Below are 11,992 nucleotides of genomic sequence, written 5' to 3'. Positions count from 1 at the left end.
GGAAACAAAAGCATCGGAGCTGAAGCTCCCTCCCACAAAAAGCGGCCGCACTGGAATTGGAGAACACGCCCATGGATGAAGCGATACCCGATTCGAACCGGCGGACACGATCGGCCAGCGCGCGCAGGTTCGCGCGCCTGAGCATCGCGGCCTCGACCGCATACCCGATGCTGGCCGCGGCCACCACCCAATGCCCACCGGGCTCCTCCGACAAGAACGCGCTGTTCTGGGCCGTCGGTTTCACCGTGCTGGGCCTGTTCGTGCTGCTGGGGCTGGCCGCGCCGTTCGCCGCGATCCGCTTCACCCGCGTGCGCGGAACCGCGGTGCGGGTGCTGTGGACCTTGGCCGCCTGCGTGCCGATGCTCGGCGTGTGGCTGCTGGGCCTGATCGTGTTCGGCAATGTCTTCATCATGAGCTGCTGACGCGCACGATTGCGCGGGTGCGGATGCTCAGTCCTCGTGAAACCGCCGCTGCGTTTTGAGCAGATACACCGCCACCGCCATGCCGACCAACGCCACGCCCATCACGTAGTAGGCCGGCGCCATGCCGCCCAGGTGCGGCGCCAGATAACCGCTGATCAGCGGCGGGGTGGCGGCGCCGAACAGCGCATAGGCCACGTTGTAGGAAAACGACAGCCCCGAGAACCGTACCGGCGCGGGGAACGCGGCGACCATCACCGCCGGGATCACCCCGACCACGCCGACGAACACACCGGCCAGCGCATACAGCGCGAGAAAATGCTCGGCGCCGTGATTGAGGTCGTAGTACAGCGCGAAGCTGCTGACCAGCACGCCGACCGAACCGATCAACAGCGCGCGCCCGCGTCCGAGCCAGTCCACCAGCAGGCCGCCGCCGATCGCGCTCAAGGTCAGGCAGAACGCCGCCAGACTGTTGCCGAAGAACGCGCGCGCCGGGGCGATGCCGAACTGCTGCTGCACGATGGTCGGGGTCATCAGGATGATCACCACGATCGCCGCGGTCAGCAGCCAGGTCACCAGCATCGACAGCACCACGCCGCCCAGGTGATCGCGCAGCACTTGCTTGAGCGGCAGTTCCCGCACCAGTTGCCGGCGCTCGCGCATCGCCGCGAACACCGGCGTTTCGCTGAGCCAGCGGCGCAGGTATACCGCGAGGAAACCGAACACGCCGCCGAGCACGAACGGCGCGCGCCACACGCCGCTGAGCACTTGCTCGGGGGTGAACCAGGTGTTGATCGCGGTCGAGATCAACGAACCGATCAGGATGCCGGCGGTGAGCCCGGCCGACAGGCTGGCGCAGGCGAAACCGACCCGGCCGCGCGGGACGTGTTCGGCGACGAAGGTCCAGGCGCCCGGCACTTCGCCGCCGATCGCGATGCCCTGCACGATACGCAGCGCCAACAGCAGCAGCGGCGCGGCGATGCCGATCTGCGCATACACCGGCAGCAGGCCGATGCACAGGGTCGGCAGCGCCATCAGCAATACGCTCAGGGTGAACATGCGTTTGCGCCCTGAGCGGTCGCCGAAATGGGCCATGACGATGCCGCCGATCGGCCGCACCAGATAACCGGCGGCGAAGATGCCGTAGAGCTGCAGCGTGCTCAGCCAGCCGGGCATGTCGGGCGGGAAGAACAGGTGGCGCAGGGTCTCGGTCAGGAAGACGAAGATGACGAAATCGTAGAACTCCAGCGCGCCGCCGAGCGCGGCCAGCATCAGCGTGCGTGCGTCCTTGCGATCGAGACGGCGGGCGGGCGCGCGTTCGACCTCAGCGGATTCGATCGAGGCGGAGCCGGTCGGGACGGGGCTTGCGGGCATGGGCGGCGAGGGCGGCGGGGCGGGCAAGGCACTATGCCGCAATGGGGGCGGGGTGCAAGCGGAGTGCAAGCGGGGTGCTTTCGCCGGTGGCGATGTCTGTCGGCTCGGGCGCAATGGGTGTAGCGGGCGCGGGTTGTGCGGGTAGGCGCGAGTGTTTGCGGGGGCGCGCTCGCGGCTTGCGCCGCTCCTACAGGTAGGTCATGTGGGCGGCGGCGCGCGTGGTGAATCAAACAAGCGCGGGTGTCTGTGGATTCGCGGTCGCGGCTTGCGCCGCTCCTACGTGGGCTCCCTGTAGGAGCGACGCAAGCCGCGACACGTAGTTATCCGATCGCCGCGTTATCCGCAGGCCGATATCGCTTGATCACGAGGGTTGGACGCATGCCGGATATCGGCGCGATGCGGCCGGTCCAATCCGTGCCATGCAAACAAGAACGCCTTCGTTGCCGAAGGCGTCCTCGCCCCTGTCGACTTGGTCCGGCGCGCGCTTCGATGCGTCACGCGGGACTCATTGCTTATCGCGGCGCCCAACCGGCCAGTTCGCGCTGACTCAAACGTCCGTCGGCATCGCGGTCGGCGGTGGCGAAGTCGGCGGTCAGCGCCGGACTCAGACTGGCCTCGACCCGGCTGACGCTGCCGTCGCGGTTGGCGTCGAGCGCGCTGAAGTCGATGCGCGGCTCGATCGTTGCATCCATCGCGCGCGGCATCGTCTGCACGTTGGTGGCCGCGCCGGTGTGTTGCACCGCATCCGCGGTCGCCGACGCGGCGGCCTGGGCGGTGGTGGTGGCGTCGGTGGCGATCGAACTGGCGGTCATCGCATCGTTCATCGCCGCGCGCGCTTCGATCGCCGCGCCGGTCGGGTTGTTGCCCGACACCGCCGACGCCTGCGCCGAACGCGCGGCTTCGGCGGCACGACGGGCCTTGATTGCCGCGTCTTGGGCATCGAGCGCCGATTGCTTGGCATCGTAGGCGGTAGCTTCGGCAGTCAAAGCACCGCGTGCGGTCAATGCGCCTTCATCGCGGGTCGCCGCGGCGGCCTGCGCCGCGGCCTGTGCGGTCTGCGCGTCCTGACGCGCGGCGCGCGCTTCGGCCGCGGCCATTTCGGCCTTCTCGATCGCATCGTGCTTCGCCTGGACCTTGGACGGCACCTGCGCCTGCGCGCTGCCGGCGGACAATGCCGTCAGCATCGCTAGGGCGAGGAGGGTGCGCTTGGAGAAAGCGCGCTTGGAAAACGAATGGTTCGAGCGTTTCGCGTGCTGCTGCATGGCGGAGCCTCGCGTCGTTTGAGGGACGCCCCGACGCTAGACCGCGCAATATCAAGGCCGCGTAAATCTTCGCAACCCAGGCTGAACCTGCGCGCGGCGTCGACGCCTAATGCGACGCAGATCGCTCAATGCGTCGCGCGCATCGCCGCGACTGTTTACGCGCGATCAACCGAATGTAAGGTTTTCGTCGCGAGCGCCGCTTACTTCGGCGTGGCGAACACCGTGATCTCTTCGCGATCGTGATACAGCTGGCGCGCGCGCACGATCAGCGGGCGATGGGCCTGGTGTTCGAACGCTTCCAGACAGATGCGGGTTTCTTCCCAGCGCTTCTTCATCGGCAGCTTGAGGTTGAAGATTGCCTGCCGGCACCAGTTCTCGCGGAACCACGTCGCCATGCGCTCGGCCACGCGCGCCGGGGATTCGACCATGTCGCAGACCATCCAGTCCAGGGTGCGCCTGGGCTGCCAGGTGAAGCCGTCGGCGCGCAGATGATCCACGCGGCCGCTGTCGATCAGTTCCTGCTTCAGCGGCCCGTTGTCGACCGAGGTCACCATCATGCCGTTGCGCATCAGCACCCAGGTCCAACCGCCGGGCGCGGCGCCCAGGTCGGCGGCCTGCATGTTGTCGCGCACGCGGCGTTGGCGCTCGTCGGCATCGAGAAAGGTCAGCAGCGCTTCTTCGAGCTTGAGCGCCGAGCGGCTCGGCGCGTCGGGATGCATGCGCAGGCGCGGAATGCCGAGCGGCCACGGCGAGCTGTCGAGCGGATCGGACAGCGCGAGCATGGCGTGATCGCCGGCAACGAAGGCGACATGCAGGCGCGGTCGGCGCGCGTCGTCGGTCTTGCTGAGCCAGCCGGCCTTGCGCAGCGCCGGACGCAGCGCGTTGCCGAAGCTGCGCGCCAGGCCGGACAACTGCTTGCCTTCGTCGGAATCGGGATGTTCGACCAGCAACTCGCCGAACATCGACACGTTCAGGCCCGAGCCGCCGAGCGCATCGAGCGCGGCCAGCATCGGGGTGATGCGATCGGCCGGATTGAGATCGCTCAGGTCGGCGATGCGCACCAGTTTCTGCCGGGCGAAGATCAGCTGCGACCACGGCAGCGCGCGCGACAGGGCGTGGGCGTCCTCGACGATGAATTCGACGTAGCCGCTGTTGCGCTGGGTGCGCGCATAACCCGGGTGGCCGGCGATCGCGGCGCGTTCGTTCAATTCGGCGGCGAGTTCGGGCTCGAAGCCGGCGCGGCACCAACACAGCAGGGCGGACTCGGTCATCGTCGGAACTCACATGGGTTGCGGAGGTGCGGGTGTCTCAATGTAGGAGCGGCGCGAGCCGCGACCGCGACCTCACAGCGACGACGCAGGCGAGAGGTCGCGGTCGCGGCTTGCGCCGCTCCTACATAAAGCGGGGGATCAGTAGGAAACGCCGCTCTCGCCATAACGGCGCAGCACGTCGCAGGCCGCGTCGCGATGCAGGTCGCGACGCACCGCGATGCCGCGGCGTTCGAGTTCGCCGACCCAGTCCGCCGGCAGCGGACCTTCGTCGAATTCGGTCAGCCGCATCACGTCTTCCGAGCGCGCACCGATCAGCAGGTTGTTGATGCCGGCCCAGAAGCTGGCGCCGTAGCACATGCAGCACGGCTGGGCCGAGGTGGCCAGGGTCATCGGCCCGATCTCGTTGAGCCGGAACGCGCTCACCGCGGCCTGCGCGCACATGAAGGCCATCATCTCGGCGTGGGCGACCGAGCAGTTCTGCGGCACCACGCGGTTGACGCCGACGCCGACCACCAGGCCGTTGCCGTCGAACACCGCCGCGCCGAACGGGCCGCCGGTGCCCAGCTCGATGTTGTGCCGCGACAGTTCGATCGCCAGCGCAACCTTGTCGTCGTCGCCCAGGTAAGCGCGCTTGCGGTCGACCACTTCGTCGATCCAGCTCGGCAGCGCCAGGGTGACCGAGGCGGTCAGCAGGTTGGGGATCTTCGGGCTCATTCTTTCGACGCCCAGGTGTCGCGCAGGGTGACGCTGCGGTTGAACACCGGCCGGCCCGGGCTGTGGTCGTAGCGATCGGCGACGAAATAGCCCACGCGCTCGAACTGCAGCGCCTGCTCCGGCGCCACGTCGGCCGCGGACGGCTCGACGTAACCGGTCACGGAGCGACGCGAATTCGGATTCAGATGGTCCTGGTAGGTCTTGCCGTCGCTGTCGTCGTCGGGCGCGGACACGTCGAACAATCGGTCGTACAGCCGCACTTCGGCCTCAACGGCGTGGCGCGCGCTGACCCAGTGGATGGTGCCCTTGATCTTGCGATCGGCGCCGGCCATGCCGGGACGCGATTGGGGGTCGAGGGTGCCGCGTAGTTCGACGATCTCGCCCGCGTCGTTCTTGATCACTTCATCGCAGCGCAGGATGCCGGCGCCGCGCAGGCGCACTTCGCCGCCCGGAATCAGGCGCTTGAAGCCCTTCGGCGGCACTTCCTCGAAATCCTCGCGTTCGATCCACAACTGGTTCGAGAACGGCACCTGGCGCGAGCCGAAGCGCTCGTCCTTGGGGTGGTTGGAGAAGAGCAGCGACTCTTCGTGCGCGTCGTCCAGGTTGGTGATGACCAGCTTGAGCGGATCGATCACCGCCATGCGCCGCGCCGCGGCCGCGTCGAGGTCTTCGCGCAGGCAGCCTTCGAGCACCGAGTAGTCGATGGTCGAGTTCTGCTTGCTCACGCCCAGGCGATCGGCGAACAGGCGCAGCGAGGCGGGGGTGTAGCCGCGCCGGCGGATGCCCTGCAGGGTCGGCATGCGCGGGTCGTCCCAGCCGTCGACCAGACCTTCCTGCACCAGCACCATGAGCTTGCGCTTGCTCATCACGGTGTAGTTGAGGTTGGCGCGCGAGAACTCGATCTGGCGCGGGATCGCCGCTTCGTTCGGGTAACCCTTGGCCAGCAGCGGCGCGAGCAGTTCCGGCGAATTCGGCAGGTCGACCTTGGCCACGCACCAGTCGTACAGCGGGCGGTGGTCTTCGAATTCCAGCGTGCACAGCGAATGGGTGATGCCTTCGCACGAATCGCTGAGCGAATGGGCGAAGTCGTACATCGGGTAGATCGGCCAGGCGTCGCCGGTGTTCTGGTGGTCGACCTTCTTGATCCGGTACAGCGCCGGGTCGCGCAGGTTGATGTTGCCCGAGGCCATGTCGATCTTGGCGCGCAGGGTGCGCGCGCCGTCGGCGAACTCGCCCGCGCGCATGCGCCGGTACAGGTCGAGGTTTTCCTCGACGCTGCGGTCGCGGTACGGCGAATTGCGGCCCGGCTCGTTGAGCGAGCCGCGGTAGGCGCGTACTTCCTCGGCGCTGAGGTCGCACACGAACGCGTCGCCCTGGCGGATCAGCTTCTCGCCGGCCAGGTAGAACACTTCGAAATAGTCCGAGGCGTGGCGCAGCTCGGCCCAGTCGAAGCCGAGCCAGCGCACGTCTTCCTGGATCGCGGCGACGTACTCGGGGTCTTCCTTGGCCGGGTTGGTGTCGTCGAAGCGCAGGTTGCAGCGGCCGCCGAACTCGCCGGCGATGCCGAAGTCCAGCGCGATCGCCTTGGCGTGGCCGATGTGCAGGTAGCCGTTGGGTTCGGGCGGAAAGCGCGTGCGGATCGCTTGGTGCTTGCCGCTGGCCAGGTCGTCGCGAACGATCTGACGGACGAAATCCTGCTTGACCGCGGCCGTGGCGGCGGTGTCGGTCGGAATTTCGGGGGCCATGCGGGAGGGATCGGCAGACATGCTTTGCGGACACAGGAAAGGGAGAACCGGGAGTTTAGCCGTTGCCGGCATTCCGTGCTCCCGGCCCTGAACGGTCGCGGCCCTTGCCGGGTCGGGCCGATCGCCGCGCAGGACACAGCGTTCATGGGCCGGGCGCGCGCGGCCGGCGTATGCTGGGCGCAGACCCCGCAAGGCCCTGCGCCGAAGGAAGGACGATGAAAGTCGTCTACGAAGCCGCCCATCTGATCGATGCTCACCTGGTCCGGCATGCGCTGGAGGACGCCGGGATTCCGGTGTTCCTGCGCGGCGAAGCCCTGCTGGGCGGGATGGGCGAGCTGCCGGTGTTCGGCGCGGTGCAGGTGTGCGTGCCCGAAGCTGCCTGGCCGCAGGCGCGCGAGGTGGTCGACGCCTTGTCGCTGGGCGATCCGCCGCCCGAGGTCGCCGACGAGCCGGACCCGATCGGCGGCCTGCCGCCAACGGGCTGGCTGCCGGCTTGATGCCGCGGTCGCGCGTACTTCGGTCGCGCGCCTGAGCCACAGGCCACGGCGCTCTCGCGGCGCCGGCGGTTCGCGTCCACGGGCCGAACCGCATCCCACCGCTTTCTTATTCGATGCGCCGCCCGCGGCGCGACCGGCCCGCTGCCGGTCGCCGCGGCGGCGCCACCCGTCCGCGGCGATGGCTGTGGGCGGGGACGACCGGAGTCTTCGACATGCGATTGGCCAGTGATCTGTCCCGACTGCGGAGGCGCGCATGAACGCCGCCGCTCCCACTCATCCCTCGCGTACGCCGCTGCTGCAAATGTTGCTGGGCGCCAGCGTCATCAGCAGTTCGGCGGTGTTCGTCAAATGGGTCGAGATCGGCCCGGCCGCGTCGGCGTTCTGGCGCATGGCGCTGGCGGCGGTGATCCTGCTGGTGTTGCTCGGCCAGCCGTGGCGGCGCGGCCGCATGCGTCACTGGCGCCCGGACGGCCGGGTGCTCGGCCTGGTCATGCTCGGCGCGGCGTTCATGGCGCTGGACCTGTGGCTGTGGCATCGCAGCATCCTGTACGTCGGCGTGGGTCTGTCGACGCTGCTGGCGAATTTCCAGGTGTTCGTGCTGGCCGGCGTCGGCGCCTTGTTTCTCGGCGAACGGGCGGGCTGGCGGTTGTGGGTCGGTTTGAGCATGGGCCTGATCGGCCTGGGGCTGTTGCTCGCGCCGGGCTGGGAAAGCATGGACGCGCGTTTCCGCCTGGGCGTGGCGTTCGGCCTGGCCGCGGCTTTGGCCTACGGCGGTTTCCTGCTGGCGTTCCGCGCGGCGCAGGCGCGGCGTGGGTCGACGCCTAACGAGGCCTTGCAGTGGTGGTTGTGTCTGGGCTGCGCGGCGATGCTCGGGGTCAGCGTGCCGTTCGGCGGCGAGACGCTGCTGCCGGCGAGTGCGCACGATTGGTTGATCCTGACGGCGTATGCGGGGATCGCGCAGGTGCTTGGGTGGTTGGTGATCGGCCGGGCGATGCCGAAGTTGCCGGCGGGGGTGGTTGGTCTGTGTCTGTTGTTGCAGCCGTTGCTGGCTTATGTCTGGGATGTTTTGCTGTTCCATAAGTCGCTCGGGGCGATCGAGTTGGTCGGCATTGGCTTGTCGTTGGCGGGTATTTTTCTTGGGTTGGCGCGTGGGGATCAGCCATTGTTTTCGGTGCGGCGGGTTGGCGACGGTAGTTGAGTCGCGGGTGTTCCATGACGATCGCATCGCGACCTGCGCTGTAGCCGTATTCCCGCGGTCGCGGCTCGCGCCGCTCCTACAGGTAGGCCATGCGGCTTGAGCCCGAAGCCGTGCAGTTCATCCAGCGCTGCGAGGCACCTAACTCGCGAGAACAAAAGCACACCCGGAGGGCGGCGCACAGGGATGTGCGCCGTGCGCCACCGGGACAGGATGTCCCGTGTGGCGCATGCCTGCGTCTGCACCGATCGTGCGGGCACTTGATTCAAAGAAAAGCGTTTTTCTTTGGTTACCTTTCTTTTGTCGCTTTAGACAAAAGAAAGTGACCCGCCGCTTTAGTGGCGGAAGCTTTTGATCCTGCTTGCAGCTCTAAAGGCTTCAAAGCTTTGAAGCTCTAGAGCTTATGAAGCCAAAGGCAAGATCAACGGCTTTCGTCCGCAAGCGGCCAAGTTACTTTCTTTTGTCAAAAGCGACAAAAGAAAGGTAACCAAAGAAAAACGCTTTTCTTTGAATCAAGTGCCCGCAAGTGCGGTGCTTACGCGGGCACGCGCCACACGGGACATCCTTGTCCCGGTGGCGCGCGACGCGCATCCATGCGCGTCGCCCTCCGGGTGTGCGTTTGTCAACGCGAGCTACATGCCTCGCAGCGCTGGGAATGAAATCTGACATCAGGAGAAAGCCGCATGGCCCACCTGTAGGAGCGGCGCGAGCCGCGACAGCGCCACAGCGACTACGGCGCAGGTCGCGACGTGTGCGCCATCGCGCAGTCGCGGCTTCCGCCGCTCTTCGTCGGTGTCGAGCTGCAGCGCGGTGAGCTTGCCGCCCCACACCGCGCCGGTGTCGATCGCATGCACGCCGTGGCCGATGAACAAGCCCAAGGTCGACCAATGCCCGCACACGATCTTGAGATCGCGCTCGGCGCGGCCGGGCACTTCGTACCACGGGTACAGGCCGACCGGCTGGGTGCCGGGGCTGCCCTTGTCCTCGAACGCGATGCGCCCGCGCGGCGTGCAGTAACGCAGGCGGGTGAAGATGTTGATGATCGCGCGGTGGCGGTCGATGCCGGCGAGTTTCGGATTCCAGGCCGGGCGATCGCCGTACATGTTCTTGAGCAGGCGCTTGTACTGATCGCTGTGCAGACGCTCTTCGACTTCGCGCGCGTGCCGCTCGGCCATCGCGGTGGTCCACTTCGGCGCGAGGCCGGCATGCACCATCATCCAGCCGAGCTTGCGGTCGACATGCACCAGTTTCTGCAGGCGCAGCCAGTCGAGCAGGGCCGGGCCGTCCTCGGCCAGGACGATGCGCTGCAGGTCGGGATTGACCTTGCGCTTCTCTTCCTCGGTGCGCTCGCCGATCGCCAGCAGCGACAGGTCGTGGTTGCCGAGCACGGTGGTGCTGTACTCGCGCAGCGAATGCACCAGCCGCAGCGTTTCCAGCGATTGCCCGCCGCGGTTGACCAGATCGCCGCAGAACCACAGCCGATCCTGCGCCGGATCGAACTTGATGCGTTCCAGCAGGCGCTGGGTCGCGTCGTAGCAGCCTTGCAGGTCGCCTATTGCCCAAACAGTCATGTGTCGTCCGCGCTCAGTGCAGGGTGCGCGGAATGGTGAGGGTGAACGTCGGCACCGGCGCTTCGAACTGGGTGCCGTCGTCGGCCACCATCGCGTAGCTGCCTTCCATCGTCCCCAGGCTGGTTTCGAGCACGGCGCCCGAGGTGTATTCGTAATCGTCGCCCGGCCGCAGCCAGGGCTGTTCGCCGACCACGCCGTCGCCGCGCACTTCCTGCACCTTGCCGTTGGCGTCGGTGATCACCCAGTGGCGCGAGATCAGGCGCGCGGGAATCTTGCCGGCGTTGCGGATGTGGATGGTGTAGGCAAAGACATAGCGATCCTGCTCCGGCTCGGACTGGTCGTCCAAGTAGCGGGTCGCGACATCGATGTCGAAGGCGTAGTCGTGGCGTTGCGGTTCCATGGCGGCAGTTTAAGCATATGGAGCGACGACGGGAACGGCTGTGACCGAGATGGCCGCACCGATATTCAGGGCGGGACCATGTGCATTTCGCGTGATGCTCGATTGGAAATTAAGTGTTGAAACTCGAATATTGACTTGAAATCCCAGTCGGGCACGATGTCCGCATTGAGAAAATCGCGGAAATCGTCGAATGTCCGGTCGCTTTCTATTTCTATTTTTAACGCTGGTGGTGACGGTAGGCGGCCTTGCGATCTATCGCCTTGAAGACCGGGCGAGCAGCGAAGAGGGAAAAGCCGAATCAGTACAGTCAGCGACTAATCGGTCGTCGCAACCGGCCCGAGTGGAGGCAATCGGCTTGGGCCCATCGGGTTCAACTGCCCCTGTTACGGTCAATATGGCCCATCAATCGAGATTTGACGCCAGCGAAGACTTGCGAGCGTTGGTGGATCAATTGCAGGCCGCTTCGGCCGGAGGCGACGGAACGGCAACGCGGCTGATCGGCAAAGCTTACGAAGAGTGTTTCATCGTCGCACTCAACGGACTGGCGTCTTTTCAGCGCGATCAAGAGCACAGGCTGAAACTGGAAGCCGATCAACAAGCCCGAGAGGGAACTGCCCTGGCTTTTGCGCGCGTGGCACAGCGCTGCGCGGGTTTCAACGGCGATGCGCTGAAGTTGACGCAAGTCGAGGCCATGAGGGACAAGGCGGCTTCGCAAGGAAATCTGGCCGCGATTGCCGAGCAGTTCCGCCATCGCATGGTAGCGGGCGAGGCGGCCTACGGCGCGAAAGAACAAGCGGACCTGGCCAGACGGATACTCGCATCGAAGGACCCTGAAGCCGTGGCAGCCATGGCTGAACTGATGGGAGATGTTGCGGCGTCGCGCACCAGCGATCTCGCGCCGTTTCCTGCCGGCAGCACTCGCGCTGAAGCTGCGTGGCAGCTAGCTGCTTGCGACCTGGGACGTAACTGCGGTGTGCAGGGCTCGTATTTGAGCACTGTCTGCGTGAGCGTCGGCCTGGGTTGCAGGTCGAGCACTGTCCAAGACCTCTATCGACGGGAGTTGCTGCCGCCCGCGGAGTTTGAGAAGGCAAGGCAGTTGGCCGGTCAATTAGTCAGTTATGGAAGGCAAAAATGAAAGGAATGATTGGAAAGTCTGCGTGGTTTGGAGGGCTGTTGTTTATCAGCGGCGTCGTTCTGGCCGCTGCGATCATTATTCGCGCGAGCGACGAGAATTATGGAAATCTGTCCAATGTGCTGGGCACCAGCATTGCGTCGGAAGCTGAAATTCGAACAGCCGGTCTCTCGCAGGCGGCGGTTCGTTATAGACAGATTTCCGGGCAAAGCAGTCTGCCGGTCGGGTCGGAATTTACCATGGTCTGGGAAGATGGCTCATCCGAACGGGCGTCCATCAACAGTAGAGTTTCCTCTTTGGGCGCCACGCCTATTCCTGGGTCTCAGAGGGGACCCGTTGGCGGTTGCGGCGCCCATGTGGTGTGTTTGCCCCGCTGATTCGGCGACACCAGACGGCATTATGTTCAGTGGAA

The 11,992-nt window shown here is 66.1% G+C and carries 12 protein-coding genes; 5 read left to right on the top strand and 7 right to left on the bottom strand.

The window, feature by feature from the left end; genetic code table 11:
* The first annotated feature begins 71 nt into the window (after nucleotides 1–71).
* On the top strand, nucleotides 72–422 hold the full coding sequence (locus KME82_RS19275) for a hypothetical protein (protein WP_215495440.1): 351 nt from the start codon (nucleotides 72–74) through the stop codon (nucleotides 420–422).
* Nucleotides 423–449: 27 nt separating this feature from the next.
* Here KME82_RS19275 and KME82_RS19270 read toward each other — a convergent pair whose 3' ends face one another.
* From KME82_RS19270 to KME82_RS19250, 5 genes are all read right to left on the bottom strand, one after another.
* Nucleotides 450–1,793 carry an MFS transporter gene (locus KME82_RS19270; RefSeq protein WP_215495439.1) on the bottom strand — a complete coding sequence of 448 codons (1,344 nt, stop codon included), beginning with the start codon at nucleotides 1,791–1,793 and terminating at the stop codon, nucleotides 450–452.
* A gap of 512 nt (nucleotides 1,794–2,305) precedes the next feature.
* A complete protein-coding gene (locus KME82_RS19265; protein WP_215495438.1) occupies nucleotides 2,306–3,055 on the bottom strand; it encodes a hypothetical protein in 750 nt (249 codons plus the stop codon).
* A gap of 200 nt (nucleotides 3,056–3,255) precedes the next feature.
* Nucleotides 3,256–4,326, bottom strand: coding sequence for a 23S rRNA (cytidine(2498)-2'-O)-methyltransferase RlmM (rlmM, locus tag KME82_RS19260; RefSeq protein ID WP_215495437.1), 1,071 nt, complete (start codon nucleotides 4,324–4,326; stop codon nucleotides 3,256–3,258).
* Nucleotides 4,327–4,464: 138 nt separating this feature from the next.
* Nucleotides 4,465–5,019, bottom strand: a complete 555-nt coding sequence (locus KME82_RS19255; RefSeq protein ID WP_036115615.1) for a nucleoside deaminase — start codon at nucleotides 5,017–5,019, stop codon at nucleotides 4,465–4,467.
* Nucleotides 5,020–5,036: 17 nt separating this feature from the next.
* Nucleotides 5,037–6,785, bottom strand: a complete 1,749-nt coding sequence (locus KME82_RS19250; RefSeq protein WP_215495452.1) for a glutamine--tRNA ligase/YqeY domain fusion protein — start codon at nucleotides 6,783–6,785, stop codon at nucleotides 5,037–5,039.
* A 215-nt stretch (nucleotides 6,786–7,000) separates the two neighbouring features.
* On the opposite strand from KME82_RS19250, the gene KME82_RS19245 reads away from it, so the two are divergent.
* Both KME82_RS19245 and KME82_RS19240 read left to right on the top strand, forming a co-directional pair.
* Nucleotides 7,001–7,282, top strand: coding sequence for a DUF2007 domain-containing protein (locus KME82_RS19245; RefSeq protein WP_215495436.1), 282 nt, complete (start codon nucleotides 7,001–7,003; stop codon nucleotides 7,280–7,282).
* Between the two features lie 253 nt (nucleotides 7,283–7,535).
* Nucleotides 7,536–8,480, top strand: a complete 945-nt coding sequence (locus KME82_RS19240) for a DMT family transporter (protein WP_215495435.1) — start codon at nucleotides 7,536–7,538, stop codon at nucleotides 8,478–8,480.
* Between the two features lie 665 nt (nucleotides 8,481–9,145).
* Here the strand turns inward: KME82_RS19240 and KME82_RS19235 are convergent.
* Together KME82_RS19235 and apaG are read right to left on the bottom strand one after the other, a co-directional pair.
* Nucleotides 9,146–10,048: a symmetrical bis(5'-nucleosyl)-tetraphosphatase gene (locus tag KME82_RS19235; RefSeq protein ID WP_215495451.1), complete on the bottom strand. Its 903-nt coding sequence runs from the start codon at nucleotides 10,046–10,048 to the stop codon at nucleotides 9,146–9,148.
* A gap of 13 nt (nucleotides 10,049–10,061) precedes the next feature.
* Nucleotides 10,062–10,448 carry a Co2+/Mg2+ efflux protein ApaG gene (gene apaG / locus KME82_RS19230; protein WP_056112969.1) on the bottom strand — a complete coding sequence of 129 codons (387 nt, stop codon included), beginning with the start codon at nucleotides 10,446–10,448 and terminating at the stop codon, nucleotides 10,062–10,064.
* A gap of 190 nt (nucleotides 10,449–10,638) precedes the next feature.
* Between apaG and KME82_RS19225 the strand changes: the two genes are divergently transcribed.
* The gene (locus tag KME82_RS19225; protein ID WP_215495450.1) at nucleotides 10,639–11,583 is read left to right on the top strand and encodes a hypothetical protein; all 945 of its coding nucleotides are present in this window, start codon (nucleotides 10,639–10,641) and stop codon (nucleotides 11,581–11,583) included.
* Entirely contained in the window at nucleotides 11,580–11,957 is a 378-nt protein-coding gene (locus KME82_RS19220) for a hypothetical protein (protein WP_215495449.1), read from the top strand. Before KME82_RS19225 ends, KME82_RS19220 begins: the two co-directional genes overlap by 4 nt.
* Nucleotides 11,958–11,992 lie beyond the last annotated feature (35 nt).

The organism is Lysobacter capsici, from assembly GCF_018732085.1.
In the GTDB taxonomy this organism is placed as follows: Bacteria; Pseudomonadota; Gammaproteobacteria; order Xanthomonadales; family Xanthomonadaceae; genus Lysobacter; species Lysobacter capsici_A.
The sequence above is the reverse complement of the archived record's forward strand: the minus strand, read 5'-3'. Positions and strand labels throughout refer to the sequence as shown.